Origin of the sequence: Pseudomonas chlororaphis, from assembly GCF_001921865.1 — a bacterium.
In the GTDB taxonomy this organism is placed as follows: Bacteria; Pseudomonadota; Gammaproteobacteria; order Pseudomonadales; family Pseudomonadaceae; genus Aquipseudomonas; species Aquipseudomonas chlororaphis_D.
In genome coordinates, this window is record NZ_MSCT01000018.1 from 214,840 (window position 1) to 239,705 (window position 24,866).

At 66.1% G+C, this 24,866-nt stretch carries 25 protein-coding genes; 14 read left to right on the forward strand and 11 right to left on the reverse strand.

Going from position 1 to position 24,866, the window contains the following annotated elements:
- The first annotated feature begins 50 nt into the window (after positions 1–50).
- A complete protein-coding gene (locus tag BTN82_RS19765) occupies positions 51–1,019 on the forward strand; it encodes a siderophore-interacting protein (protein WP_075120786.1) in 969 nt (322 codons plus the stop codon).
- A gap of 22 nt (positions 1,020–1,041) precedes the next feature.
- Here BTN82_RS19765 and BTN82_RS19770 read toward each other — a convergent pair whose 3' ends face one another.
- Positions 1,042–1,785 carry a thioesterase II family protein gene (locus tag BTN82_RS19770; RefSeq protein ID WP_075120787.1) on the reverse strand — a complete coding sequence of 248 codons (744 nt, stop codon included), beginning with the start codon at positions 1,783–1,785 and terminating at the stop codon, positions 1,042–1,044.
- Positions 1,786–1,977: 192 nt separating this feature from the next.
- On the opposite strand from BTN82_RS19770, the gene BTN82_RS19775 reads away from it, so the two are divergent.
- The gene (locus BTN82_RS19775; RefSeq protein WP_075120788.1) at positions 1,978–3,111 is read left to right on the forward strand and encodes a cupin-like domain-containing protein; all 1,134 of its coding nucleotides are present in this window, start codon (positions 1,978–1,980) and stop codon (positions 3,109–3,111) included.
- A gap of 18 nt (positions 3,112–3,129) precedes the next feature.
- On the opposite strand, the gene BTN82_RS19780 is transcribed toward BTN82_RS19775, so the two are convergent.
- Positions 3,130–4,308, reverse strand: coding sequence for an MFS transporter (locus BTN82_RS19780; RefSeq protein ID WP_075120789.1), 1,179 nt, complete (start codon positions 4,306–4,308; stop codon positions 3,130–3,132).
- 140 nt (positions 4,309–4,448) lie between these two features.
- Between BTN82_RS19780 and BTN82_RS19785 the strand changes: the two genes are divergently transcribed.
- The 3 genes from BTN82_RS19785 to BTN82_RS19795 all read left to right on the forward strand — a co-directional run bounded on the left by BTN82_RS19785 (position 4,449) and on the right by BTN82_RS19795 (position 6,749).
- The gene (locus BTN82_RS19785; protein ID WP_075120790.1) at positions 4,449–5,036 is read left to right on the forward strand and encodes a TetR/AcrR family transcriptional regulator; all 588 of its coding nucleotides are present in this window, start codon (positions 4,449–4,451) and stop codon (positions 5,034–5,036) included.
- Between the two features lie 95 nt (positions 5,037–5,131).
- Positions 5,132–5,602 (forward strand): cysteine hydrolase family protein, encoded by a 471-nt coding sequence (locus BTN82_RS19790; protein WP_075120791.1) that lies wholly within the window; start codon positions 5,132–5,134, stop codon positions 5,600–5,602.
- Positions 5,603–5,846: 244 nt separating this feature from the next.
- Positions 5,847–6,749: an alpha/beta fold hydrolase gene (locus BTN82_RS19795; RefSeq protein WP_075120792.1), complete on the forward strand. Its 903-nt coding sequence runs from the start codon at positions 5,847–5,849 to the stop codon at positions 6,747–6,749.
- Here BTN82_RS19795 and BTN82_RS19800 read toward each other — a convergent pair.
- Positions 6,735–7,724: a GlxA family transcriptional regulator gene (locus tag BTN82_RS19800; RefSeq protein WP_075120793.1), complete on the reverse strand. Its 990-nt coding sequence runs from the start codon at positions 7,722–7,724 to the stop codon at positions 6,735–6,737. The two genes, BTN82_RS19795 and BTN82_RS19800, sit on opposite strands and share 15 nt — an antisense overlap.
- Positions 7,725–7,837: 113 nt before the next feature.
- Between BTN82_RS19800 and inhA the strand changes: the two genes are divergently transcribed.
- Together inhA and BTN82_RS19810 are read left to right on the forward strand one after the other, a co-directional pair.
- A complete protein-coding gene (gene inhA, locus BTN82_RS19805) occupies positions 7,838–8,524 on the forward strand; it encodes an isonitrile hydratase (protein ID WP_075120794.1) in 687 nt (228 codons plus the stop codon).
- A 120-nt stretch (positions 8,525–8,644) separates the two neighbouring features.
- Entirely contained in the window at positions 8,645–9,049 is a 405-nt protein-coding gene (locus BTN82_RS19810) for a GFA family protein (RefSeq protein ID WP_075120795.1), read from the forward strand.
- 228 nt (positions 9,050–9,277) lie between these two features.
- Here the strand turns inward: BTN82_RS19810 and BTN82_RS19815 are convergent, their stop codons facing one another.
- Genes BTN82_RS19815 through BTN82_RS19825 form a run of 3 tightly spaced genes read right to left on the reverse strand, consistent with a single transcriptional unit; the run spans position 9,278 to position 10,889 of the window.
- Entirely contained in the window at positions 9,278–10,084 is an 807-nt protein-coding gene (locus BTN82_RS19815; RefSeq protein WP_075120796.1) for an aminoglycoside phosphotransferase family protein, read from the reverse strand.
- A 15-nt stretch (positions 10,085–10,099) separates the two neighbouring features.
- Positions 10,100–10,444: an ArsR/SmtB family transcription factor gene (locus BTN82_RS19820; RefSeq protein ID WP_075120797.1), complete on the reverse strand. Its 345-nt coding sequence runs from the start codon at positions 10,442–10,444 to the stop codon at positions 10,100–10,102.
- Positions 10,434–10,889: an SRPBCC family protein gene (locus BTN82_RS19825; protein WP_075120798.1), complete on the reverse strand. Its 456-nt coding sequence runs from the start codon at positions 10,887–10,889 to the stop codon at positions 10,434–10,436. Before BTN82_RS19825 ends, BTN82_RS19820 begins: the two co-directional genes overlap by 11 nt.
- Before the next feature lie 168 nt (positions 10,890–11,057).
- Here BTN82_RS19825 and BTN82_RS19830 point away from each other — a divergent pair, with 168 nt between their 5' ends.
- Together BTN82_RS19830 and BTN82_RS19835 are read left to right on the forward strand one after the other, a co-directional pair.
- Complete coding sequence (locus BTN82_RS19830; RefSeq protein WP_075120799.1) at positions 11,058–11,705, forward strand: DUF6308 family protein; 648 nt, start codon at positions 11,058–11,060, stop codon at positions 11,703–11,705.
- A gap of 73 nt (positions 11,706–11,778) precedes the next feature.
- Positions 11,779–12,180 carry a lysozyme inhibitor LprI family protein gene (locus BTN82_RS19835; RefSeq protein WP_075120800.1) on the forward strand — a complete coding sequence of 134 codons (402 nt, stop codon included), beginning with the start codon at positions 11,779–11,781 and terminating at the stop codon, positions 12,178–12,180.
- Between the two features lie 197 nt (positions 12,181–12,377).
- Here the strand turns inward: BTN82_RS19835 and peaD are convergent, their stop codons facing one another.
- The 4 genes from peaD to peaA form a co-directional block, all read right to left on the reverse strand.
- Positions 12,378–13,496, reverse strand: coding sequence for a quinohemoprotein amine dehydrogenase subunit beta (gene peaD, locus BTN82_RS19840; protein ID WP_075120801.1), 1,119 nt, complete (start codon positions 13,494–13,496; stop codon positions 12,378–12,380).
- Positions 13,497–13,535: 39 nt separating this feature from the next.
- Positions 13,536–13,859 (reverse strand): quinohemoprotein amine dehydrogenase subunit gamma, encoded by a 324-nt coding sequence (gene qhpC, locus BTN82_RS19845; RefSeq protein WP_075120802.1) that lies wholly within the window; start codon positions 13,857–13,859, stop codon positions 13,536–13,538.
- A gap of 1 nt (position 13,860) precedes the next feature.
- Positions 13,861–15,294: a quinohemoprotein amine dehydrogenase maturation protein gene (peaB, locus tag BTN82_RS19850; RefSeq protein ID WP_075120803.1), complete on the reverse strand. Its 1,434-nt coding sequence runs from the start codon at positions 15,292–15,294 to the stop codon at positions 13,861–13,863.
- Positions 15,295–15,372: 78 nt separating this feature from the next.
- Positions 15,373–16,953 (reverse strand): quinohemoprotein amine dehydrogenase subunit alpha, encoded by a 1,581-nt coding sequence (peaA, locus tag BTN82_RS19855; RefSeq protein WP_075120867.1) that lies wholly within the window; start codon positions 16,951–16,953, stop codon positions 15,373–15,375.
- Between the two features lie 560 nt (positions 16,954–17,513).
- Between peaA and BTN82_RS19860 the strand changes: the two genes are divergently transcribed.
- The 3 genes from BTN82_RS19860 to BTN82_RS19870 all read left to right on the forward strand — a co-directional run bounded on the left by BTN82_RS19860 (position 17,514) and on the right by BTN82_RS19870 (position 20,507).
- A complete protein-coding gene (locus tag BTN82_RS19860; RefSeq protein WP_075120804.1) occupies positions 17,514–18,179 on the forward strand; it encodes an HAD family hydrolase in 666 nt (221 codons plus the stop codon).
- A gap of 124 nt (positions 18,180–18,303) precedes the next feature.
- The gene (locus tag BTN82_RS19865; protein WP_075120805.1) at positions 18,304–18,717 is read left to right on the forward strand and encodes a DUF1090 family protein; all 414 of its coding nucleotides are present in this window, start codon (positions 18,304–18,306) and stop codon (positions 18,715–18,717) included.
- Positions 18,718–18,941: 224 nt separating this feature from the next.
- Positions 18,942–20,507, forward strand: a complete 1,566-nt coding sequence (locus BTN82_RS19870) for a methyl-accepting chemotaxis protein (protein WP_075120806.1) — start codon at positions 18,942–18,944, stop codon at positions 20,505–20,507.
- Between the two features lie 117 nt (positions 20,508–20,624).
- On the opposite strand, the gene BTN82_RS19875 is transcribed toward BTN82_RS19870, so the two are convergent.
- Positions 20,625–21,014, reverse strand: a complete 390-nt coding sequence (locus BTN82_RS19875; protein ID WP_075120807.1) for an MliC family protein — start codon at positions 21,012–21,014, stop codon at positions 20,625–20,627.
- Positions 21,015–21,203: 189 nt separating this feature from the next.
- Here BTN82_RS19875 and BTN82_RS19880 point away from each other — a divergent pair, with 189 nt between their 5' ends.
- Together BTN82_RS19880 and BTN82_RS19885 are read left to right on the forward strand one after the other, a co-directional pair.
- The gene (locus tag BTN82_RS19880; protein WP_075120808.1) at positions 21,204–23,132 is read left to right on the forward strand and encodes an amidohydrolase; all 1,929 of its coding nucleotides are present in this window, start codon (positions 21,204–21,206) and stop codon (positions 23,130–23,132) included.
- Positions 23,133–23,345: 213 nt separating this feature from the next.
- Positions 23,346–24,836: an aldehyde dehydrogenase family protein gene (locus tag BTN82_RS19885; RefSeq protein ID WP_075120809.1), complete on the forward strand. Its 1,491-nt coding sequence runs from the start codon at positions 23,346–23,348 to the stop codon at positions 24,834–24,836.
- Positions 24,837–24,866 lie beyond the last annotated feature (30 nt).

Sequence of the window (24,866 nt, forward strand, 5' to 3'; positions counted from 1 at the left end):
CCCGCCACCCTTCGTTCCTTTCTTATCCCCCTTGCAGCAGGAACATGCCCATGTCCTCCGCCCAATCGCTGACCGACATCCTCACCCAAGGCTTGCGCAAACTGACCGGTATCGACCGCCCCAGGCCCAAGGGCTACCGGGTGATCAACGTCGAGCTCAAGCAACGTATCGACCTCAGCCCGTCCCTGGTGCGCCTGGTGTTCGCCGGCGAGGACATCGCCCAGGCCCGCGCCCTGGCCCCGGACCAGCGCATCAAGCTGCTGTTTCCCGGCGCCGACGGCAGCGTCCCGCAACTGCCGGCGGAAGGCGACTGGCACGCCGCCCGACGCAAGCTGCCGGCCGAGCAACAGCCGCCGATGCGCACCTACACCATCCGCGCCCTGCGCCTGCAACCGGCGGAAATGGATGTGGACTTCGTGCTGCACGGGGTCAACGGCCCCGCCTCCGCCTGGGCCACCCACGCCCGGCCCGGCGACCGCCTGCAAATGGTGGTCCCGAACAAGGCCTACAGCGGCGACCCCGGTGGCTATGAATGGCTGCCGCCAGCGGGTATTCGCAAAGTGCTGCTGATGGGCGACGAAACCGCCCTGCCCGCCATCGCCGGAATTCTCGAGGAACTGCAGGAATACCCGGACTACCCGGACGTGCAGGTATTTATCGAGGTGCCCCACGAAAGCGACTGCATCGACTTGCGCTACAACCCGCAGACCCGGGTCCACTGGCTGCCTCGCGACATCCTCGGCGCCCAGCACGGCGAACCGCTGATCCATGCCGCCCGGGAGCTGGCCGAGCTGCCGCCGGCCGACACCAGTCGCCGGCCGATCAAGGTCTCCGAGCGCGGCGAGGAACAACGCCCCTGGGAAACCGCCACCCCGGAAGACAACAGCTTCTACGCCTGGGTCGCCGGCGAGTCCGCCACGGTGATGAGCATCCGCCGCCACCTGATCAACGAGCGCGGCCAGGCCCGGCGCAACCTGACCCTGATGGGGTACTGGCGCCAGGGTACGTCGCTGGGTTGAGCCCGCCCGAAGTCGGCGGCGGCTACAGGGCCGCCGCGGCCGCGGGTTGCAGGTGGCGCCGGCGATGCACCTCGAGGTGCCCCTTGATCAGGCTCAAGACCCTGGCTTCGTGCTCATGGATGAAGAAGTGCCCGCCCGCCAGCATGTCCACCGAGAAACTGCCCCGGGTCTCCTTGCTCCAACCCACCAGTTGCTCGGTGGTGGCGCGGTCGGCCTTGCCCCCCAGGACATGCACCGGGCAACTCAGCAATGGCCGCTGCACCGGCCGAAAACGGCCGCACAAGAGGAAGTCGGCGCGCAGGATCGGCAAAGTCAGGCTCATCAGTTCCTCATTGGCCAGCACCTCTTCGCTGGTGCCATTGAGGGTGCGCAGCTGTTCGATCAGTTGTTCGTCCGTCTTCGGATCGGCAAACCCCCGGTCGTAGTCGGTGCGCAGGGTCGGCGCGGCGGTCCCCGACGCGAACAGCGCCACCGGCTCCGGACACCCCAGGGCCCGCAGCGCGTGCGCCAGCTCGCAGGCCAGCAAGGCCCCCAGGCTATGGCCGAACACGGCATAAGGCGCGCGCAAGGTGGCGCGGATTTCCAGCGCCAGTTGCCGCGCCAGCTCGCGCATATCGGTCGCCAGCGGCTCGGCATAGCGGGCCCCGCGCCCGGGCAGTTCCACCGGCGCAAGGTGCAACCACTGCGGCAGTTTGCGCCGCCAGCGGCTGTAGACCATGGCGCTGGCTCCGGAATACGGCAGGCACAGCAGCGTCAGCTGGGTCACGTTGTTCCCCTGAAAAAAAAGTGATGGTAAAGACTGGACGTGCCACCCGTTCGGCAAATTAGTCGCCACCTGCCCCATGCCGACTGACCGGCAAATGAGCGAGGCCGAGGTCTCGTCACTTGTAACTATAAATTTCCAGAAACAGTCTTCGTTCCCTGCTGCAGATCAAACCGAAAAACAAGAGAGATCGCCATGGACTTGCAGAGCATCCTGTCAAAGCTGTTCGCCAATGCCGGTGCCGTGGGCATCGAAGGCACCTTCCAGTTCGTGTTCGGTCCGCAGTTGGCCTTCTGGTCGCAGGTCAAGGCGCAAAGCCAGACCGAGGCCGGCCGCCACCCGGCGCCCGACGTCACCATCGAGGTCGCCGAAACGGACTTTCTCGGGATCATGGGCGGCAACGTCAATGTCGAGGAACTGTTTGCCAGCGGCCGCCTGAAGATCGGCGGCAACATGGGCCTGGCCACGCTGCTGCCACAAATCATCGACCATGCCCGGCATGGCGGTGCGGTGGCCAAGAAAGTCGAGATGAACACCCGTTACCCCACCCCGCCACGCCACAGCGAACAGGTTTCGGCGAGCCTGCCGACCCAGCGCACGGTGGAGCGGCGTCCGCGCAGCGAGCTGTCGGTGGAAGAATTCCGGAGCCATTACCTGCCCCAGGGCATTCCCGTGGTGATCAGCGATGCCCTGGGGGACTGGCCGCTGTTCAAGCTCAGTCGCGAACAATCCCTGGTGCATTTCGCCGAGCTGCAAGGCATCACCCGCCACGGCGACTACGTGAAAAAGACCTTCTCCACCGAGCGCGACTTCCGCTCTACCTCGATGGCCGAGTTCATCGCCTCGCTGGACAACCCCGCACCGAAAAGCGCCGACGGCGAACCGCCGGCTTATATGGGCAACAACATTTTACCAGCGCAGTTGCTGGAGCAGATCCAGTACCCGCCCTACTTCGACCGCTCGCTGTTCATCCCGCCACGGATCTGGATCGGCCCCAAGGGCACCCTGACCCCGCTGCACCGCGACGACACCGACAACCTGTTCGCCCAGGTCTGGGGCCAGAAGTCGTTCATTCTCGCCGCGCCCCACCACCGCGAGGCGCTGGGCACCTGGTCGACCGCCCCCCAGGGCGGGCTCGACGGTTGCGACGTCAACCCGGACGCCCCCGACTACGAGCGTTTTCCGGCCTCGCGGGACGTGACCTTCCTGCGGGTGACCCTGGAAGCCGGCGACCTGCTGTTCCTGCCCGAGGGCTGGTTCCATCAGGTGGAGTCGGTGTCCACCTCGCTGTCGGTGAATTTCTGGGTCAACTCCGGACGTGGCTGGTAGCCCTCAGGCGACTGCCGGCTAGCCGCGGCTCAGCCGGCGATAACTCTGCAACGCCGCGCCGAACACCACCGCCCCCGCCGCCAGCGCCATCCAGAAACCGCTGCGCGCGCCGAAGGCGTCCACCAGAGCGCCAGAACTCGCGGCGCCGATGGCCACGCCGATACTCAGGCCGGTAATCAGCCAGGTCAGGCCCTCGGTAAGCCTGGCCGGCGGCACGATGTTCTGCACCAGGGCCATGGCCACGATCAGGGTCGGGGCGAAGAACAGGCCGGCCACGAACACCGCCAGGGACAGGCCGAGGATATCGCTCGCCACCAGCAGCGGCAGGGTGGTCACCGCCGTGGCGATGCCGCCGTACATGAACAGCCGCGGCAACGGCGTCTGCAGTTTCAGCGCGCCGAAGGCGATGCCCGCCAGGCACGAACCGATGGCGTACACCGAGAGCACGATGCTCGCCGCCGCCGGCTGCCCCTGCTGCTGGGCGAACGCCACGCTGACCACATCGACCACGCCGACGATCACGCCCATGGCGATCATCAGCAGGATCAGCAGTTGCAGTTCCGGCGCGCGGACGATCGACGCGCTGTGTTGGTCCCCATGGGGATGCACTGGCGGCTCGGTCGCCCGTTGCGCCACCAGCGCGGTGACGCCGATGCCCAGCATCAGCAGCGCCGCCAGCGGCCCGGCCTCGGGGAACGCCGCCACGCACAGGCCCACCGACAACGGCGGACCGACGATAAAGCAGACCTCGTCGAGCACCGACTCCAGGGCGTAGGCGGTCTGCAATTGCGGCTGGCCGCGGTACAGCTCGGTCCAGCGCGCGCGTACCATCGCCGAGATGCTCGGCATGCACCCGGCCAGGGCGGCGAACAGGAACAGCGTCCAGTGCGGCGCCTGGAAACGGGTGCACAACAGCAACGCCAGCAGCGCCCCGCCGCCGACGCCCGCGGCGATCGGCAACACCCGGCCCTGGCCGAAACGGTCGACCAGGCGTGACACCTGGGGCGCACAAAAGGCCGTGGCCAAGGCAAAGGTTGCCGCCACCGCCCCGGCCAGCGCGTAGCCGCCCTTGAGTTGGGACAGCATGGTGATCAGGCCGATGCCGGTCATGGAGATCGGCATCCGCGCAATCATCCCCGCGACCACGAAAGCGCGACTGCCGGGGGCCTTGAACAGTTCGCGGTAAGGGTTTGCCATGCTCGGTGCACCTTGTTGTGGGGGCTGTAACGTGCCATGAATGCACCGCGGAACAAAAATACATACGGTGCGTATGTGAGAAAGCATGAGAACATACGCGCCGTATGTCAATCCACGAATCAGCAGTGTGAGTGCCTGCCATGAGCCCGCGCCAACGCGCCGAGATGATCGAAGAAACCCGCAGCAAACTCCTCGCCAGTGCCCGCCAGGCCTTTGGCAGCCTGGGTTATGCCCATACCTCGATGGACGATTTGACCGCCGAGGCGGGCCTGACCCGGGGCGCCTTGTACCACCATTTCGGCGACAAGAAAGGCTTGCTGGCGGCGGTGGTCGAGCAGCTCGACAGTGAGATGGACCAGCGCCTGGAGGTGATCTCGCGCGGCACCGACGACCTCTGGGGCGCTTTCGTCCAGCGCTGCCGGACCTACCTGGAAATGTCCCAGGACGCCGAGATCCAGCGGATCATGCTGCAGGACGCGCGCGCGGTGCTGGGGGAATTGACCGAGGCCAGCGAGGAACAATGCGTGCTGTCCCTGAGCACCCTGCTGGACGAGCTGATCCAGGCCGGCCTGGTCGTCCCCGCCCCCAGCGAGGCCCTGGCGCGCCTGATCAACGGCAGCCTGCTCGACGCCTCGTTGTGGATCGCCCGGGACGAGCATCCGGGGCAGCGCCTGCAACAGGCGCTGACCGGGCTGGACGTGCTGCTGCAAGGCTTGCGCGTGCGCTGAGGGATGCGCTGCATCGTCGAACGCCATCGCGAGCAAGCTCGCGACCACGACGATTCGCAGGCAGAATAGGCCGCCCGGCCCTCTCAAGGATTCCCATGCGCCAGGTGCTGCTGATCATCGACGTGCAACCCTCGTTCAACCCGCCAAAATGGCTGCTGAACGGTATCGACGCCCTGCTCGGCCGGCTGCCATCGGTGGCCACGGTCGAACGCCACGACGAAAGCCGGACCCCCTTCGCCCGCCAGCTCGGCTGGCAACCCGCCGCCAACGACGACAGCCTGGTCGCCGCCGACCGCATCTTCATCAAATACGGCTACGCCCCCACGCCCGAAACCGTCGCCTACCTGAAAAGCCTGGAGCCCGAACGCGTACTGGTGTGCGGCATCCAGACCGACACCTGCGTCCTCGCCGCCGGCTTCGCCCTGTTCGACGCCGGCCTGCAACCGACCCTGCTCACCGACCTGACCGTGGGCTCGTCGCTGGACCGTTCCGGCCAGTTGGGGGTGAAGCTGTGGCAGCATCATTTCAAGCATGTCACGACCTGTGCCGAGCTCGACCTGCCGTAGGAAGCATCGATCCCAGGCCGTGCAGTCATACGAATCGTCACTACTTCATTTCCACCGGCACGCAGTGGGCGTGGAAGACCACCAAGGTCAAGAAGAAAAAATAACCGCCTTTCTCTCCCGACGGTTCCGGCCCGAGCGCTCATAACCGCGGGCCGGCGCCATCGAGCAAAAGGTTGCTGGCCAGACGCTGGACTGTCATGCCGGTTGAGCTAAGGTTGCTGCTTTCCTTGCCACGGGATTCCCCATGAGCAACCCTCTCAGCGTCCAGTACATCCAGACTCCCCGCCTGCACATCGCCTACGAACACCACGGCCCCGCCGAGGGCGAACCGGTGATCCTGCTGCATGGCTTTCCCTACGACCCGCGCAGCTACGACGAGATCGCCCCGGACCTGGCGGCGCGCGGCTATCGGGTGATAGTGCCGTACCTGCGCGGCTACGGCCCGACCCGTTTCGCCGGGCCGGGCATCCTGCGTTCCGGGCAACAGGCGGCGCTGGCCCAGGACCTGCTGGACCTGATGGACGCGCTGAAGATTCCCCGGGCCGCCCTCGCCGGTTTCGACTGGGGCGGGCGCGCCGCCTGCATCGTCGCCGCCCTGTGGCCGGAGCGGGTGCGCTGCCTGGTGAGCGCCGACGGCTACAACATCCAGGACATCGCCGGGGCCAGCGAACCCCGGGCGCCGGATACCGAGCATCGGCTGTGGTACCAGTACTACTTCAATACCCAGCGCGGGGTGGACGGGCTGACAGCCAACCGCCGCGAGCTGTGCGCGCTGCTGTGGCAACTGTGGTCGCCGAGCTGGGCCCGCGGTGACGCACTCTACGGCCTGACGGCGCCGTCGTTCGACAACCCGGACTTCGTCGAGGTGGTGATCCACTCCTATCGCCATCGCTTCAGGTACGCCCCGGGCGATCCGAGCCTGGAACACATCGAGCAGGCGCTGGTGCGACCGCCGCCGATCCGCGTGCCGAGCATTTCCCTGTGCGGCGCCGACGACGGGGTCGGCCCGGCGAGCGTCGAGGACGAAGACCTCGGCCGGTTCAGCGGCCCCTACCAGCGGCGGGTCCTGGCCGGGGTCGGGCACAACGTGCCGCAGGAGGCGCCCGAGGCCACCGTGCAGGCCCTGCTGGAACTACTGCGGGGTTGATCCGCCGGCGAAAAACCGTTCCCGATAGGCCTGTGGCGTCACCCCCAGGGCCCGCAGGAAACTGCGGCGCAGGGTTTCTTCGCTGCCGAAGCCGCACTGCGCGGCGATGCGCTTGATCGCCACGGCGCTGTCGCCAAGCAGGCGCCGGGCACTTTCCACGCGGATCTGCTCGATGGCCCGGGCCGGGGTCCGGCCGGTGTCGGCGCGGTAGTGGCGGACAAAACTGCGCTCGCTCATGCCGGCCTGCTCGGCCAGGACCTGGATAGGCAGGTCGCGCCCGAGGTTTTCCGCGATCCAGGCGTGCAGGTCGTCGAACCGGCTGCCGCGCTTCTGCAACGCCAGGGTCGCGCTGAACTGCGACTGGCCGCCGGGGCGCTTGAGAAACACCACCAATTGCCGGGCCACGTCCAGCGCCATGGCATGCCCCAGGTCGGCCTCGACCAGGGCCAGGGCCAGGTCGATGCCGGCGGTGACCCCGGCCGAGGTCCAGACCGGCCCTTCGTTGATGAAGATCGGGTTGGCTTCCACCCGCAGCCGCGGGTACTGCCGCGCCAACTGCTCGCAGCGGGTCCAGTGGGTGACCACCCGGCGCCCGTCGAGCCAGCCGCTGGCAGCCAGCAGGAACGCCCCGGTGCACACCGACGCCACCCGCCGCGCCAGGGCCGCCTGCTGGCGTACCCAGGCCACCAGCGTCGGGTCTTCGGCCGCGGCGTACACGCCCCAGCCGCCGGCGACGATCAGGGTGTCGCAAGGCGTGCCCGGCGCCGGCAGCGGCTCGGCCAGCAGCGCCAGGCCGGCCGACGTGGCCACGGCGCCCTCCCCGGCGGCGATCACGCTCGCCTTGTAGGGCGGCGGCAAACCTTGGTCCCGCGCCAGGTCGTTGGCCGTAGCGAACACCTGCAACGGCCCCGTGACATCGAGCACCTGGGCGTTAGCGAAAGTCAGTACATGAACGGTTTTCGGGGTCTGGGGCATGATTGGCGTGAATCGTGGGCAGGTTGGCGTATTCGCCAAATCCTAGGGGGCTAGAGTCGAACCGTCCAGCCGCACAAGCGCGGACCCCTTTGAATACTTTCGGGAGATAGCCCATGACGCTGCAGATTGGTTTCCTGTTGTTCCCCAACGTCCAGCAACTCGACCTGACGGGGCCCTACGATGTGCTGGCAGCGCTGCCGGACGTGCAGCTGCACCTGGTCTGGAAAGAGCGCGGGCTGCTGGTTTCCAGTTCCGGCCTGGTGCTGCAGGCGACCACCGGCTTCGCCGAGTGCCCGCCGCTCGACGTGCTCTGCATCCCCGGCGGCTCGGGGGTCGGGCCATTGATGGAGGACCCGCAGACCCTGGACTTCATCCGCCGGCAAGCGGCGCAGGCGCGCTACGTCACCTCGGTGTGCACCGGCTCCCTGGTGCTCGGCGCCGCCGGGCTGCTGCACGGCAAACGCGCCACCACCCATTGGGCCTATCACTCGCTGCTGGCGCCGCTGGGGGCGATCCCGGTGCAGGAACGCGTGGTCCGCGACGGCAACCTGCTGACCGGCGGCGGGATTACCGCCGGGATCGACTTTGCCCTGACCCTGGCCGCCGAGCTGTTCGACGAGGCGACCGCGCAGCGGGTCCAGTTGCAACTGGAATACGCCCCGGCCCCGCCGTTCGCCGCCGGTAGCCCGCAGACCGCGCCGAGCGCGGTGGTGACGCAAGCCCTGCAACTGGCGGCGAGCTCCCTCAAGCAGCGCGGCGAAATCGTCGAGCGGGTCGTGGCCCGCTGGCAGCAGGCCTGAGGCGCCACGAGCGAATGCGGCCGCAACCGGCCGGGGGCCCGGCAAAATGACCGGCGGCTCCCGGCAGGCGGCCCGGACAGCTCCTACACTCTGGCTCTGTCTTTCTCCAGGAGCCCGGCGATGCACAAGACCTATAGCGGCAGTTGCCATTGCGGCGCGGTGCGCTACGAAGTCGACATCGACTTGAGCCAGGGTACCAACAAGTGCAATTGCTCGATCTGCAGCAAGACCCGCAACTGGAACGCGATCGTCGCGCCCAAGGCGTTTCGCCTGCTCGGCGGCGAACAGGCGCTGAGCGACTACCGCTTCAACACCGGCACTACCCATCACCTGTTCTGCAAGCGTTGCGGCGTGCGTTCGTTCGGCCGCGGACACGTGCAGGAAATCGGCGGCGACTACGTCGCGGTGCAGGTGATGACCCTGGACGATATCGACCTGCAGGAACTGCTCGCCGCCCCGGTGCACTATGCCGATGGCCGCCATGACAACTGGGGCAATGTCCCGGACGAAATCCGCCACCTGTAGCGCCACCACTTTTTCGCAGGCGAAAAAAAACCCGCCGAAGCGGGTTTCTTTCAAGACCATTACGACTCCCTGTCGCTGCAATCCTTGCAATGGTCGGTCTTCCATGACCCTGAGCGCATCCTGCGCTGCAGTGGTGGAAGAAGATTAAGCCGGTGGCGCAAACGGCAACAGACGAAATATCCGGCAGCGCATGTAAGCCTTTTGCCATAAGCCAACGGGCGAATGTTTCTAGACCGCGCCTTCCAGCGCGCGGATGGCCAACTCCGCCACCTGCAGCTCGTGCTCCGCGCTGGCGACCTCGCCGTCCTCGAGAAACCACGCCGCCGACAACCCGGTATAGGCCAGTACCCATTGCAGCAGGCGCTTGCGTTCCAGCCCCGCGGCTTGGGCGATGACCTCGACCTGGCGGGTGAAACGCCGCGGGTCGGCGCTGGTCGGCAGGTCCGGGTTGCAGATCAGGTTGGCGAAGTCGAAACCGCGTTCGCCCATGACCCGCTTGGGATCGATCGCCAGCCAGCCGCGCTGCTCGAAATCCAGCACGTTGTCGTGATGAATATCGCCGTGCAGCACCACCTGCTCGCGAGGCGTCGCCAACAGCTCCTCGGCCGTGGCCAGGCTGCGCCGGAAAACCCCGCCTTCGCGCCGGGCGGCCGGACGCAGGGCCTGGAACCATTCCCCCAGGCTCAACAGCGGCGGCAACGGCGCAGCGCGCGGCGCATGCAGGCGCGCCAGGCTGGCGCAGACGATCCGGCTGACCTCGTCGTCTTCGCCGGCCAGCGCCATTTGCATCAGCGAGCGCCGGCCCATGGCTCGCTCCATCAGCAGCCCATCGCCGTGATGGCCGTAGACCTGGGCGGCGCCCTCCCCGGCCCACCAGGCCATCAGGCGGTTGCCGTGTTTTTCCTCGTCGTCGAGGGCGATCTTCAGCATGGCCGGCGCGCCGTCCAGGCGCACCGGCAGCAGGTGGCTGCCAGGGGTGACGATCGGCGCGCCATCGACCCGCAAATTCCAGTGTTTCAGGTAAGGCTCGAACATCCGTGACGGTTTCCGTTATGACTCGACAAACGCCTGCAATTGGCCCAGGGCATGATCCCATTGCTGGCCGATCACTTCCAGCGAACGCCGGGCCTCGGCCAGCCGGGCCGGCTCGAAGGCCCACCGCCGTTCGCGCCCCAGCTTGGCGTCGCGCACCAGGCCGGCCTGGGCCAGTACGTGCAGGTGCTTGGTCACGGCCTGGCGGCTGATCTGGGTACCGAGGGTCAGTTGGGCGATCGACAGCGCGCCGCCGCCGCACAAGATGGCGACGAGCCGCAGACGGGTCTCGTCGCCCAGTGCCGCGAAGATCAAGGCCGAACGGTCCAGCGGCGGGGGGATGGCTAAGGTCTCAGGGTCCAAGGTAGGTCTCGATATTGCTCATCTGTTCGTCCCAGCCGCGACTGTTCATGCGAAACGCCTTGAGCCGGCGTTCCGGCGGGATGCCGTCGAAGCCGGACTCGACCACCCGCAGCAGGGTGCCGCCGTCCAGTTCTTCAAGCTCGAATTGCACCCGGGTGCAGGGCTCGGCGGAATAGTCGACGCCCGGTTCCACCGCGTAAGGGTGCCAGCTGAACGCGAACAGATGCTCAGGCTCCAGCTGTTCCACCCGCACGTCCCAGACCAGGTGTTCGTAGCCAGGGTAGGTAATCTGCCCGCGGGTCCGCTGCCCGACGACAAACCGCTGCCCCGCCAGCGCCACGCCGAACCAGCTGCCGAACGCCTCAGCATCGGCCAGCGCGGCCCAGACGCGGGCTTGCGGCGCCTTGAGCAGGATCTTTCTTTCGATACGATCTGATGAGTTCATGGGTCACCTCCAGTGAGTTGACCCTAGACGCTCTCGGCAAAAGCGCAACCTTGAAGTTGCATTATTACTTGTCGCTACCCGAGCCTGACGCGGCATAATCCCCCACCCCTCCGCCGTGAAAATGGCGCTACGCTCGCCAGGGGCCACCCCCATGGATGCCACCACCCAATGAGCCAGACCGTCCCCAGAATCACCCTTGCCAAGCTGCGCAAAGCGATATCGATCATCGACAAACAGCCGATCGAGCCGACGCTCCAGGCATTGACCTACATGCGCGCCTACCCGGCGCTGTTGCACGCCTCGAAAACCCTCGCGACAGCCCACCACAACAGCGCCGACCTGCTGCTGCAACTGTCGGCCATGTGCTACGGCTGGATGCCCCGGGTGGCGCGGGTGAACGCCAAGCATCTCGACCAGGCTTCGCACGCCCTGGCCAGCGCCCTCACCTCGCCCACCGTGATCGACAAGCAGCCGATGCAGGACCTGGCCAACAGCCTGCATTCGGTGGTGGGCGCCTCCAAGCTCCTGCACTTTGTCCGGCCGGACCTCTACCCGATCTGGGACTCGAAAGTCGCGCGGACCTGGGCGGCGACCGGCAATAAACCCTCCAACAGCTACATGAGCAATATCAATCACTACCGCGCCTACCTCCGGGACATCGAGCAGTTGATCGCCGCCGCCGATTTCGCCGGGTTCTACCAGGACTTCAACCAGGCCTACGGCAGGCGCCTGGATCGCCTGGATATCGCGCCCTACACGCTGTCCAAGGTGCGCGCCGTCGAGGCCGCGGCGTTCGAGCTGTCCGGCGGCGACTGAGCCGTCGCCCGTGCCGCACCAACACCCGGCAATGCCCGTTGCCGATCCATCACCGTTCAACCGGAGAATCGTCATGAACCCACGCGTGTACCTGGCCCTGGCGCCGCTGTTCTGCATCCCGCTGGCCTTGGCCGACGACTGCGCCAACGCCACCAGCCAGAGCGCCATGAACCAGTGCGCGGCGCAACAGCACAAGGCCGCCGACCAGGAGTTGAACACCCTTTACCAGCGCATCAACCAGCGTTTGAAGGACAACCCCGAAGGCAAGAAGCTGCTGGTCGGCGCCCAGCGGGCCTGGGTGGCGTTTCGGGATGCGGAGTGTGGGTTCGCCGCCTCCGGGGTCGCCGGGGGCAGCGTCTATCCGTTGATCTACGGCAACTGTGTCACCGACCTGACCAAGGCTCGGGTCGAGGCGTTCAAGGCCTACCTCAAGTGCCAGGAAGGCGACCTGAGCTGCCCGGTGCCGGCCAGTTGAAGAGGCGGCGATCTTGAGGTTTTTCGCGAGCAAGCTCGCTCCTACAGAAGAATCGCGGTCCTTGTAGGAGCGAGCTTGCTCGCGATGGCCACACCACCGAACGCCTGGCGCACCGCGTCATCGTTTATCGCGAGCAAGCTGCGCTCCTACAACAAGCAGAGCGCGTACGCCCCTTGCAGGAGCGAGTTCGTTCGCGATTAGCGCACGAACACCTGGGCCGTGGTGATCGCCATGTCGCCGCCCGGCAGCTTGATGGTGCCGAGCGGTTTCAGGCTGTCGGCATCGAAGATCGCCACATCGTTGAAGGTCCCGGCCAGGTAGATCTTGCTGCCGTCCTGGTTGAAGGAAATGCAGTAGTAGGAATGGTCCAGGGTGGCGGCCTGGATCAGCTTCTTCTGCTTGATGTCGTACTTGGCCAGGCGGTTGAGCACGCCGAACATCAGGTTCGGGTCCTTCGGCGAGCGCATGCCGCTGAAGTAGATTTCCGTCAGCGGGCCAAAGTCGGTGGTTTCGCTCTTGCCGGTCTTCAAGTCGACGCTGAACAGGCCGTACAGGTACTCGGCGGTGGCCGGGTCCTGCTTCTGGTCCTTGAATTTCGCCGCGGTGTAGAGCAGCGAGAAGTCATGGCGGAAGGTTTGCTGGTTCCACACGTAGAGCACGTCCGGGGCGCTGTAGTTCGGGCGTTTCCAGTGGCGGCTGGGAATCAGCACGTCGAACGTGCCGGTCTTGACGTCGACCTTGTAGACATCCGCGCCGGCCACATACAGGGTGCCGTCGTCGCCGCTCTGCATGATGGTCAACTGCCGTGGCGCGGGAAAACTGCGCACGGGTTTCGCCTTGAGTCCGGCGTCGGTGGCGTACACATCCAGCCGCGGCTGCTTGACCTCGTAGCGGTCGTTGAGCATCAGCGTCGGGTTGGCCACGGTGTACAGCTCCTTGCCGTCGTGGCTGACGGTGAAGGCGAACATCGAGCGCGCCTTCTCCCCCGGCTGCTGGGTGATGCTGGCGTGGAACACCTGCTTGCAGCTGTCCAGCTCGACGCCGTAGACATCCGCGTAGTGGTTGTTCAGCACATAGGCAACCTTGCGGTCCGGCGCCAACTGCACGGTGCCGGGGCCGAAGGCGTCGGGCAGCGTGCAGGACTTGTACAGCGTGTCGCTGGCCAGGTCGATCACGTGCAGGTTGTTCGGGTAGTTGGTGACGACCATGTATTCGTGGCCGGGGTTGAGCGGCGTGTTGTCATCGGCCAGGGCGCCGAGCGAACAAGCCCCCAGGATCACGGAAGCGGCCAGGCCGCAGGCATTTTTGCGAAGCATGCTGGATTCCTTCTAAAGATCCGGTCATTTGTCTTTGGGCTATTTATCTTTGGGAAAGACGGTGCCGAGATTGCGCCAGTTCTCGTTGGAGGCCTGGGCGTCCTTGTTCCAGTCGGGGTAGGTGCTCATCATGTCCGGCACCTGGGCCGGCCACCAGCACGGGTCGGAGCAGCCGTAGAGGTCGGCCTCCATCGGCTGGCACAACGACGACACGCCGCCGAAGGCATCGATTTCCCAACCCGGGTCGGTGGTCGAGGCGCACCCGGCCACCGAACTCATGGCCACCACTTCTTCGATCCGGTTCTCGTCGGCAGCCTGTTCCAGCTGCTGGGCTTTGTTATTGATCGGCTTGAGATGCTTCATGTCAGTGAGCCTTGCGCGGGGTGATGTAACGGCTGATGAAGGCCGGGTTGTGGGCCATGATCCGGCTGTAGACCTCGATGCCGAAATCCACCCAGTCACGCATCAGTTCGCAATAGTGATACGTGGGGTGCGCCGGGTCGCCGTAGCGGGCGTAGCTCTCGTGGTAGCAGCCGCCAGAGCACAGGTTGCGGATGCGGCAGCTGTCGCAGCCGGTGTTGGTCCGGTCCAGGCGCTGGGACAGGAAGTCGTTGAGTTCCATCTGTTTGACCCCACCGTCGCGCACGTTGCCGAAGGTCGGCAGCGACGAGCCGGTAAAGCGGTGGCACAGGTTCAGCTCGCCCTTGTGGTCCACCGCCAACATCTTCAGCCCGGCGCCGCAGGGCAGCGCCTTCTTGTGGCCTTCGTGGATGTCGGTGATCAGCTGGTGCAGGTTGGAAAAGCCGATATTGCGGTGTTCCAGGGCCGCCTCCAGGTAACGCCGGCCCAGGCGCTTCATGCTGGCGAAGACTTCGATCAGCTCGTCGCCCGTGAGGTTGAAGCTGCTGATATCGCCCGAGGTCACCGGGGCAAAACCGACCTCGGCGAACCCCAGCTCGTTGAACAGGTGGTCCCAGATGGTTTCCACGTCGGTGACCCCGGTGGTCAGGGTCACCCGCGCGCCGACCGGGCGGCTGTCGTAGCGCGCCAGCAGCATCTGCGCCTTGCGCCGCACCACGTCGTAGGTGCCCTGCCCGCCCACGGTGATGCGGTTGCGGTCGTGCACGGTCTTGGGTCCGTCGATGCTCACCGAGAGCCCGAAGCGGTGGGCGTTGAGGTAGTCCACCGTCTCTTCGGTGAGCAGCGTGGCGTTGGTGGTCATGACGAACTCCACCTGCTTGCCCGCCGCGCCAAAGCGTTTCTCGCAATAGTCGACCATGTACTCGATCAGCTTGCGGTTGCTCAGCGGTTCGCCGCCGAAGAACACCACGGTGAAGCGCTGTTCGTCGGGGGATTCCTTGAGCAGCATTTCCACCGAGGCGATGGCCGTCTCGACGTCCATCTTCTTGCCCGCCGAGGGCTTGTCCAGGTCTTCCTTGTAGCAGTAGGTGCAGCTCAGGTTGCAGCCGGTGTTGACGTTGAGCACCACGGTGTTGATCGCCGTGCGCTCGACCCGCTTGAGGGCGATCTCCGGGGTCAGCGGCGAGCCGTCGCTGACCAGTTCCAGGGCGATCAGCTCGCGCAGGGTCTCGTGGATATCCTCGCCGTCGAACCGCGCGCCAAGGCGCTGGACCAGGTCTTCGGGGGTGCAGCCGGGGCCGCGCAAGGTGTCGATGATGGTGCCGGTCAGCTCGTCGCTGGCGAACAGCGAACTGCTGGGGATATGGAACAGCATGCGGTCGGCGTCGACCCGCACTTCGTGCAGGTTGCGTTCGACCAGATTCAAGGTAGCGCCCATTGCAAACCTCCTGTGCCGACCCCGCCTTGCAGGGCCTGCGGTCATTCCGAAAGAGTGTCTGAAGCCGCGGACCGCGCCTTAGGGAATGGGTGGATTGTTCCAGCGTTGCACGGTGACGATCAGGTGGCCTTCGCCGCTCAGGGACTTCCCTGCGTCGTCGACGGCGGCGATCACCTTGAGGTTGCCGGCGTTGTTGGTGGACATCTTGCGCGCCGGGTTCGGCCCGGCATCGCCCGGCATGAACACGCCCGCGTCGGCCTGCATGGTGCCGGCGAACTTGACGTCTTCGTCGTCCCTGGCGCGATCGTCGAAGGCCTCGACCTTCCACTGCGCCGGGAACACGCCGATGCGATACGGCTTGCCGTCGGCGCCCTTACCCCAGGCTTCGGCGTCGAAGCGGCCCTGGACTTTCGGCGTCGAACCGCCGCCCTCGCCGATCCGTGCCACCGAGAATTCCGGCACGACTTTGACTGCGGCGATTTTGCTGTAGACCGACAGCGTCGGGCCTTTCAGCGCGCCGACAGTGATGTTGCGCAGGCCCGGTCGGGCATTGGCAGCCGCCTTGAGTTTGACCTTGATTCGCTCCGGGCTCTGCTCGATGACTTCGAGCACTTGCACGCCGTCGCCAAAGCTCGGCTTGCCGGTGAGGCCGCTGCCGATCAGGGTGACTTCAGTCTCGGTGCCGGCCTTCAGATACCCCGGTTGCGCCGCCAGCAGACGGCTGCTGCCCTGCTTGGCGGCGACGAAGTCCAGGCCGCGCTCGTCGTGCTCGGCCTCGAACATCCGCCCCTGCAGGGCACTGCCCTGGGCGGCGAACACCTGGCGCATGCTCACGCCGTCGATGTTCACATTGCCGCGCCATTCGTAGCCGCTGTAGAGAATCGCGCTGCCTTCGCCATTGAACGGGCTGCCGTCGGCGTACTGGCCCTTGACGCTGACCTTGAAGCTGTCGCCGGCGTCGGCCGTGACGCTCATGATGCCGGCCAGTTCGCCCTTGCCCGGCGCATGGCCGCTGAAGCTCCAGTCGCCCGCCAGGGCCTGGGCTTTCGGCGCGCTGTCCAGCCATTTTTTCCAGGCCGGGTTGTCCAGCGGATAACGCTTGGCCAGCAGCGGCACCATGTCCTTGCGCGCCAGGTCGAACCAGTCGCGGTCGCGGGCCAGCGCCTGGTACTCCAGGGACGGCCATTGGCCCAGGTGGAAGTTCACCAGGCGTTCCCATTCCTGGGCCGGCCGCCGTTGCAGGGCGACCCGCGCGCCGGAGTGGCAGCGGCCGCACATCTGGCTCGTCTGCTCGTCGAATTTCTCCACGGTGTTCAGGCGCCGCTCCAGGGCGTAACGCACGCCGTCGGTCTCGCTCGGCGCCAGGCCCTGGGTATCGGCCAGGTACTTGACCAGGGCGCGACGGTCGTCGTCGCTGATCTGCAAGCTGTGCATGACCTGCATGCGGGCGATGCTCATCAGCCAGCCTTCCGGGGTCTTGCGCTGCTGGCTGATACGGCTCAGGGCCCCGTCCGCTTGCGGGGTGTGGCAGCCCTGGCAGGTTTCCTTGAGGATCGCCTGGGCCTCGCGTGCGGCCAGGCTGGGTGGGGCATGCAGGGCAGCGCAGACAGCCAGCGCCAGCAGGCCGCCGGACAGGCCTGCTCGGAGTGTGCTCTTGATCAAGGTCGGACCTCCACGGTGCTTCTTATTGTTGTAGTTCGTCGTTCTTATGGGTTTCTGCCACGCCCGGTCGCGCCGGGCATGGAGGCAAGCGAAACGTCTGAGACGAGCAATACACGGAGCGTGCCAGCTTATAAATGAGGCTATTTTTCAATGGCTTGCCAGCGCTTCACGATGAATGCCCCCGGCGCGCGCCGGCCCGGCGCGTTTAATTTCGCGACAACTGTTCCACTCTGAGACGGGCGCGACAACGAGAGAACGTTGACACAAGCAAAGGCAGTGGCACGGATACTGAACGCTTGGGACAGTGCAAGCATGACAGGGCCAAACCTTAGGCTGTCCCAATATCGTCAGGAGGTCGCCTACCGGCACCTCCAGCACAGCCCCTAAGCAGAACGCAGTCAACATCCCCAAACCTTTGACCTGTACTCAGGCGCACAAGGAATAAATCCCCACGCGGCGAACTGCCCTGTTCTCGATCAAGGCGTCTTCGCCCTGCTAGGATGCCGACTTAAACGCTTCAGCCACCAGCCCCGAGAGGGCCTGACAGGAAACCCGCCATGCTCACCGCCCTGCTTTTCGACCTCGACGGCACCCTGACCGACACCGACCAATTGCACCTGCTGGCCCTGCAGCAACTGTTGCTGGAAGAAGACGGCCGGGTGTTCACCCAGGAAGAGTTCGAGGCGCATGTCAGCGGCCAGGCCAATGCCAACATGTGCCGCTACCTGTTCCCCGAGCGCTCGCTGGCCGAGCACGAGGCCTTCGCCGACCGCAAGGAGGCGCGCTTTCGCCAACTGTCGCCGCAACTGACGCCGCTGCCCGGTTTGCTGCGCCTGCTGGATTTCGCCCGGGCGAATGAGATCGGGGTCTGCGTGGTCACCAATGCGCCGCGGGCCAACGCCGAACACATGCTGCACGTGCTGGGGCTGCGCGAGCGTTTCGCCACGGTGCTGGTGGCCGAGGAACTGCCCCGCGCCAAACCCGACCCGCTGCCCTACCTCACCGGCCTGGAATGCCTGGGCGCCCGGGCCGCGGCCGGCATCGCCTTCGAGGACTCGATCCCGGGCCTGACCGCGGCGGTCGGTTCCGGGGCCTTCACAGTCGGCCTGGCCACCAGCCAGCGCCCCGAGGCCCTGCTGGCCGCCGGCGCCGACCTGGTCATCGAAGACTTCAACGACCCGCGGCTGTGGGCGGTGATCGAGCGGATGCACGGCTCGCGCTGACCCGCTGCCCGGCCCGGCCGGGAAACTCAGAAACTACCCGAGCACTTTCAGTTGTGTCTGATAGTCCGGCGGGCGCTGGCTCTTGAAGATAGCGCCCCGCCTGCCTGTCGTTTCAAGGACCTTCATGAAACCGCTCATCCCCCTCTCTCTGCTGACCCTGCTGGCGTTGCTGGGCCTGGCAGCCAATCTGGAACACACCCCGGAACACCCCCGACCGGTCTTGCCGGACACCACCGACAGTTGCCTGACCCGGGGCGAAGCGATCAGCAGCAGCCTGGAAAAACTCCTGCCTGACCCGCAGTACCGGCAACTGGCCGGCCTGCACCAGGCGCTGGAGCCCCTCAGCCGTTACTGCGACGGCCTGCACTTCGAGCACAACCCGCCCCTGCGCCAGGCCGAATATCAGGTGATGTTGCGCCAGATCGAACTCGACGCCGCGCAGCGTTATGGCGATCCGCGCATCATCGACAAACGCAAGGCGCGGCTCATCCATGCCTTGCAAGTCCTGCAATACGCCCTCGGCGCCCACGGCTCCTAAGGAAAATCCTGGGTTGACACGCCATGCGACGGATTCGCCGCTGCCCGTCGAGGCGCCGACGAAGACGGATTTTTTCCAGGAAACTCAATGACCTGCGTGCCTGGCGGGGAAATCGCGGGAATGGGAATGCAACTAATTGTTATGAAAGGAATTTTCTAAAAACTGGCTAAGATAGTTCTGGTTGGTGCCGATGGGCTTGGAAGGACACAAGGAGCAATCAGGACATGAAAAACAATCAGCCCGTAACACAACGTGAAGTGGCCCTGGGGGCGCACCAGAAACTCATCTCCACCACCGACGCCCACGGCGTCATCAGCTACTGCAACGATGCCTTCGTCGACATCAGCGGCTTCGACCGCGACGACCTGATTGGCGCTCCACAGAATATCGTCCGCCATCCCGACGTCCCGCCCGCGGTCTTCGCCCACATGTGGGCCGCGCTGAAACAGGGCCAGCCGTGGATGGGCATCGTCAAGAACCGCTCGAAAAACGGCGACCACTACTGGGTCAACGCCTACGTCACGCCGATTTTCGAGGGCAGCAAGATCGTCGGCTACGAGTCAGTGCGGGTCAAACCCGGCACCGACCAGGTCCGCCGTGCGCAAGCCCTGTACCAGCGCCTCAACCGCCAGCAACCGGCCATCCCCCAGCGACATCGCTGGCAGCCGGCGCTGCTGGCCTGGACGCCGTTCCTGGGCATGGGCGTGGCCGGCTGCCTGAGCGCTCTCTGGCTGGCGCCGCCCGTGGCACTGGCCGTGACCGCCGCGCTCTCCGTGCCCCTGGGCCTGCTGGCGGGGCAGCGTCGCGACCGCGCCGCGCAGCGCCTGTTGCAACAAGTCGACGCCTCGACCTGCGACCCGTTGATCGCCCAGATGTACAGCGACGCCCAAGGCCCCCAGGCCCGCCTGGAAACCGCCTTCGTCAGCCAGGGCGCACGCCTGAAAACCTGCCTCACCCGCTTGCAGGACAGCGCCGAGTTGCTCAATGTCCTGGCCAGCCGCTCCGACACCCTGGCCGGCGACAGCTCCCGCGGCCTGGAACGGCAGCGGGTGGAAACCGAACAGGTCTCCACCGCCGTCAACCAGATGGCCGCCACCACCCAGGAAGTCGCCGGCCACGTGCAGCGCACCGCCGACGCCACCCAGGCCGCCAACCAGTTGACCGGGCGCGGCCGCGCAGTGACGCGCGACACCCGCGAAGCCATCGAACGGTTGTCGGCGGTGGTCGGCGAAACGGGGGAGAACGTCGCGCAACTGGCCAAGGACAGCGACGAGATCGGCACCGTGGTCGACGTGATCAAGGGCATCGCCGACCAGACCAACCTGCTGGCGCTCAATGCCGCCATCGAAGCGGCCCGCGCCGGCGACATGGGCCGCGGTTTCGCCGTGGTGGCCGACGAGGTCCGCCAACTGGCCCAGCGCACCGCGCAGTCCACCCAGCAGATCCATGAGCTGATCACCCAGTTGCAGACGTCCTCGCACAATGCCGTGCAAAGCATGCAGAACGGCCAGCGCCAGGCCGAGGAAGGCGTGGCCCGGGTGCTGGAGGCGGACCAGGCGCTGCTGGGCATCAGCGACGCGGTGGCCAACATCACCGAGATGACCACCCAGATCGCCGCCGCCACCGAGGAACAGAGCGCGGTGGCCGAGGAGATCAGCCGCAACATCAGCACCATCGCCCAGCTGGCCGACCAGACCTCGGAACAGGCCCATCATTCGGCCGAACTGAGCAAGGAACTGACCCAGACCGCCACCACCCAGTACTCGCTGGTGGAGCGCTTCAACCGCTAGATCTATTGCGAGCAAGCTCGCTCCTACAGGGAATACGCAACCCTCTGCAGGAGCGAGCTTGCTCGCGATGGCGGATCGAAGGTCGACACACAACCACAGAGGTTGAAAGGCGAGGCGTTATTGCGCCTCGGCCTTCTGTTCCTTGCAGTCCCTGAGCAGCAACTGCTCCTCGGCGGTGTGGTCGGCTTCCAGGAAGCTCAACACCCCGGAATCGCCCTTGGTGTGCCAGCGGAAGCTGTTCTGCTCGTCGTCGGCGATGTACAGCTCCCCGGAACCCGAGCGGGCGCGATGCATCGGAATCAGCTGGCCCTTGTAATACAGGGTGGCGAACGAGGCGCCGTTGTCGATATTCAGGTACGCCGCCTGCACCGCTACCCCGCCTTCGCAGCGATAGTGGGCCGCGCTGCTCTGGAACGCCGGCTGTTCCGGTTCGGCCGGGGCCGCGCCCGCCTGGGCGAAAAGGGGGGCCAGCAGCGCGGCGGTTCCCAGGATCGTTGAAATCTTCATGTACCTCTCCTTGATCGATGCCTCCTTGCGAGGCCCCTTTAGGACGAATTCGCGTCCCATAAGTTCAGGCCCCGCGCCGGCCGCGAACCCGCCAGCCGCGCCACCACCTCCCGGCGCCGCTGCTACGCTTGAAATCCGGGCCGGCACATCGGTTCGCTTGTCGTACACCACTCAATCGAGGAACGCGTCATGGGATCAAATGGAAGTGATCACAACTGCACCCAATGCGGGTGCCACAACCCCGTCTGGAATACCCTCAAGGACACCCTGGACCCCATCGGCCAGGCGCCCGGCGCGCGGGAGCAGGCAACGGACGCCAACGGCCTGTCGCTGGTCTTCACCGGCGGCACCATCTACCCCTTGCGCGACGGCAACATGAGCGAGCGGGTCGAGGCCCTGGGCATCCATGCCGGCGATGTCGTCGCCACGGGCACCCTGGCCCTGGTCGAAGCCCGCATGCGCGCGTTGGGTATCGCCTACAAGGTCCGCTCGCTGGAGGGCAAGACCCTGCTGCCCGGCCTGATCGAGCCCCATGTGCACATCGTGCAGTCCTGTGCCATCGAGGACTGGCGAGACCTGGGCCCCTTCGGCGACGACCAGCGGCTGAGGAAGGAGCCCTATGACTGGCGCTGGCTGAAGCAGCACATCCAGGACCACCTGCCCAAGGACAGTTCGAGCTGGTTCCTGGGGCGCGGGGTCGATCCGGCGCTGATGCCCTTCGAGGTGGTCAAGGACGGCCTGAACAGGCTCATCGACTTTCGCTGCGACCCCGACTTCGACCCGGCCGCCGCCAACGTCGGCAACCTGGACAGCGTCACCCGGCAGCAACCGATCCTGCTGATCAGCGCATCCATGCACACCGTCTACCTGAACAGCGCGGCCTGCCGGGCGGTGTATGAGGCGCCGAAAAACGCCAAGCTGCGCGAGCAGTACCCCAGCTATTCGCAATACTTCGAGGCCACCCGGGGGGTGATGCAGGAAGAGGCCGGGATCACCGCGGCCATCAATGCCATTCCGGCCCAGCAAGCCCTGCAACTGCTGAACATTTTCACTCACCTCAAGGCGTACTTTCGCCAAGCCTCCAGCCGCGGGGTGACGCTGCTCTACGACGCCATGATGGACAGCCAGTCCAAGTGGGTGCTGGCCGCCTACTTCCTGGCCCACCCCAGGCACCTGCGGATCGGCTATGCCGCCGCCTGCAACGGCACCCTGGAGAGCCTCGGCAAGCTGCCGCGCTACCGCGCGCCCACCCGCGAGGAAGCCCGGACCTTCTACCAGGGCGGGGTCAAGCTGGTGTCCGACGGTTCCAACCAGGGGCTGACGGGGTACCAGGCGCAACCCTATTGCTGCGAGACGGATCGCCCGTACGGCAATTTCAACTTCTGCGAAGACCCGCAGCACGACACCCCGAGCCATACGCCCGCCCGCTACAAGGCGGTGGTGCGCCTGGCGATGAACACTGGCTGGCCGCTGATGATTCACGCCAACGGCGACCGGGCCATCGAGTTCACCCTGCAAGCCTATGAAGACGCCCTGCAAGGCGACAGCGCCCTGGAAAAACGCCACCGCATCGAACACTGCTCGCTGCTGAGCGAGAACGACCTGCGGCACATGAGTCGCCTGGGCATCTCGCCCAGCTTCCTGATCGGCCATGTCGGCTACTGGGGCTACTCCTTCGAGAACGCCATCTTCGAAGACAAGGCCATCCACATGCTCGACCTGTGCAAGTCGGCCCTGGACCACAACCTGCGGATCTCCCTGCACAGCGACTGCACAGTAACGCCGCTGGGGCCCCTGCGCTCCATGGAACAGGCGGTGACCCGCAAGCTGGAAGGCAAGCGCGACGAAGAAGGCCGGTTCATCGACAAGGCCGCGTTGCAGCCGACCCTCAACGAAGGCGAGTGCCTGACGCGCCAGCAGGCGCTGAAGGCCATCACCTATGACGCGGCCTGGCAGTGCCATGCCGAAGGCTGGGCCGGCTCCCTGAAGGATGGCCACTTCGCCGACTTCGTGATTCTCGGGCAAGACCCGCTCGACGAACGCGTACCGGCCAGCAGCATCCGCGACATCGCGGTCTGCGAAACCTGGAAAGGCGGGCAGAAGGTCTACCCCGACTGACCTATCGCCACCGGCCTGGCGTCCTTCCCGCGAAGGCTCGCCAGGCCACGCGAAAGCGTCTCAAACCCGTCTCAGATTGCGACATTCGCTCGCTACGATACGCCCGTCATGCGACCCCCTGCCCCCCTGGAATCAAGCCCTGCGCCCCTCCTCCGGCAGACTGGCACAGGCATTGCGAAAGCCCTCGCCTCACGTCTAACAAGAGGTCCTGCCATGGCTATTGCAACCCTGCTTCCCGCCACCACCGCGTTTATCCAGCGCGCCCCGCGCATGCTGATCGGCGCCGAATGGGTCGAGGCCGCCGACGGCCAGACCATGCCCTTGCACAACCCGGCCACCGGCGAGGTACTGTGCGTGGTGCCGCACGCCACAGTGGACGATGTCGACCGCGCGGTACTCGCCGCGCGCCAAGCCTTCGACGATTCGCCCTGGAGCCGTGCCCGCCCGCGGGAGCGGCAGAACCTGCTGTGGAAACTCGCCGACCTGATGCAACGCGACGCCGAGCTGCTGGCCCAGCTGGAATGCCTGAACAACGGCAAGAGCGCGGCGGTGGCCCAGGTCATGGACGTGCAACTGGCCATCGACTTCCTGCGCTACATGGCCGGCTGGGCGACCAAGATCGAAGGCAGCAGCGTCGAGGTGTCGCTGCCGTTGATGCCGGGCGACCAGTTCCACAGTTTCATCCGCCGCGAAGCCGTGGGCGTGGTCGGCGCCATCGTCGCCTGGAACTTCCCCCTGCTGCTGGCCTGCTGGAAGCTCGGCCCGGCCCTGGCCACCGGCTGCACGGTGGTGCTCAAGCCGGCCGACGAAACTCCGCTGACCGCGCTGAAACTCGCCGAGCTGGTGCAGGAAGCCGGCTACCCCGACGGCGTGTTCAACGTAGTCACCGGCACCGGCATCACCGCCGGCTCAGCCCTGACCCGCAACCCGCGGGTGGACAAGCTGACCTTCACCGGCTCCACCGCGGTGGGCAAGGAAATCGGCAAGACCGCCATGGACTCGATGACCCGGGTCACCCTGGAGCTGGGCGGCAAGTCGCCGACCCTCGTCATGGCCGACGCCGACCTTGCCAGCGCCGCGGCCGGCGCCGCCAGCGCGATCTTCTTCAACCAGGGCCAGGTCTGCTGCGCGGGCTCCCGGTTGTATGTGCAGCGCAAGCATTTCGACAGGGTGGTGGCCGACATCGCCGGCATCGCCAACACCATGAAGCTCGGCAGCGGCCTGGACGCCAGCGTCGATATGGGCCCGCTGATATCCGCCCGGCAGCAGGAGCGGGTCTCGCGCTACATCGAAATGGGCCGGGAAAGCGGCGCCACCCTCGCCTGTGGCGGCGAGCGGTTCGGCCCGGGGTATTTCGTCCAGCCGACGGTGATCGTCGACGTCGACCAGCAGCACTCATTGGTGCAGGAAGAAATCTTCGGCCCGGTGCTGGTGGCAATCCCCTTCGACGACGAAGCCGACGCCCTGCGCCTGGCCAACGACAGCCCCTACGGCCTGGGCGCGAGCATCTGGTCCAACGACCTGGCGGCGGTGCACCGGATGATCCCGCGGATCAAGTCCGGTTCGGTCTGGGTCAACTGCCACAGCGCCCTCGACCCGGCGCTGCCGTTCGGCGGCTACAAGATGTCGGGGGTGGGCCGGGAGATGGGGCATGCGGCGATCGAGCATTACACCGAGCTGAAATCGGTGTTGATCAAGTTGTAGGCGTTCGGCGGGAGGACGCCATCGCGAGCA

Excerpts from the sequence above, each read along its gene's own strand:
- BTN82_RS19835 (WP_075120800.1), top strand. The coding sequence starts at position 11,779 with ATGAACCCACGCGTGTACCTGGCCCTGGCGCCGCTGTTCTGCATCCCG.
- BTN82_RS19860 (WP_075120804.1), top strand. The coding sequence starts at position 17,514 with ATGCTCACCGCCCTGCTTTTCGACCTCGACGGCACCCTGACCGACACC.
- BTN82_RS19800 (WP_075120793.1), bottom strand. The coding sequence starts at position 7,724 with ATGCCCCAGACCCCGAAAACCGTTCATGTACTGACTTTCGCTAACGCC.
- BTN82_RS19790 (WP_075120791.1), top strand. The coding sequence starts at position 5,132 with ATGCGCCAGGTGCTGCTGATCATCGACGTGCAACCCTCGTTCAACCCG.
- BTN82_RS19825 (WP_075120798.1), bottom strand. The coding sequence starts at position 10,889 with ATGAACTCATCAGATCGTATCGAAAGAAAGATCCTGCTCAAGGCGCCG.
- BTN82_RS19775 (WP_075120788.1), top strand. The coding sequence starts at position 1,978 with ATGGACTTGCAGAGCATCCTGTCAAAGCTGTTCGCCAATGCCGGTGCC.
- BTN82_RS19785 (WP_075120790.1), top strand. The coding sequence starts at position 4,449 with ATGAGCCCGCGCCAACGCGCCGAGATGATCGAAGAAACCCGCAGCAAA.
- peaD (WP_075120801.1), bottom strand. The coding sequence starts at position 13,496 with ATGCTTCGCAAAAATGCCTGCGGCCTGGCCGCTTCCGTGATCCTGGGG.
- BTN82_RS19830 (WP_075120799.1), top strand. The coding sequence starts at position 11,058 with ATGAGCCAGACCGTCCCCAGAATCACCCTTGCCAAGCTGCGCAAAGCG.
- BTN82_RS19815 (WP_075120796.1), bottom strand. The coding sequence starts at position 10,084 with ATGTTCGAGCCTTACCTGAAACACTGGAATTTGCGGGTCGATGGCGCG.
- peaB (WP_075120803.1), bottom strand. The coding sequence starts at position 15,294 with ATGGGCGCTACCTTGAATCTGGTCGAACGCAACCTGCACGAAGTGCGG.
- BTN82_RS19875 (WP_075120807.1), bottom strand. The coding sequence starts at position 21,014 with ATGAAGATTTCAACGATCCTGGGAACCGCCGCGCTGCTGGCCCCCCTT.
- inhA (WP_075120794.1), top strand. The coding sequence starts at position 7,838 with ATGACGCTGCAGATTGGTTTCCTGTTGTTCCCCAACGTCCAGCAACTC.
- BTN82_RS19765 (WP_075120786.1), top strand. The coding sequence starts at position 51 with ATGTCCTCCGCCCAATCGCTGACCGACATCCTCACCCAAGGCTTGCGC.
- BTN82_RS19880 (WP_075120808.1), top strand. The coding sequence starts at position 21,204 with ATGGGATCAAATGGAAGTGATCACAACTGCACCCAATGCGGGTGCCAC.
- qhpC (WP_075120802.1), bottom strand. The coding sequence starts at position 13,859 with ATGAAGCATCTCAAGCCGATCAATAACAAAGCCCAGCAGCTGGAACAG.
- BTN82_RS19885 (WP_075120809.1), top strand. The coding sequence starts at position 23,346 with ATGGCTATTGCAACCCTGCTTCCCGCCACCACCGCGTTTATCCAGCGC.
- BTN82_RS19870 (WP_075120806.1), top strand. The coding sequence starts at position 18,942 with ATGAAAAACAATCAGCCCGTAACACAACGTGAAGTGGCCCTGGGGGCG.
- BTN82_RS19795 (WP_075120792.1), top strand. The coding sequence starts at position 5,847 with ATGAGCAACCCTCTCAGCGTCCAGTACATCCAGACTCCCCGCCTGCAC.
- BTN82_RS19780 (WP_075120789.1), bottom strand. The coding sequence starts at position 4,308 with ATGGCAAACCCTTACCGCGAACTGTTCAAGGCCCCCGGCAGTCGCGCT.
- BTN82_RS19810 (WP_075120795.1), top strand. The coding sequence starts at position 8,645 with ATGCACAAGACCTATAGCGGCAGTTGCCATTGCGGCGCGGTGCGCTAC.
- BTN82_RS19865 (WP_075120805.1), top strand. The coding sequence starts at position 18,304 with ATGAAACCGCTCATCCCCCTCTCTCTGCTGACCCTGCTGGCGTTGCTG.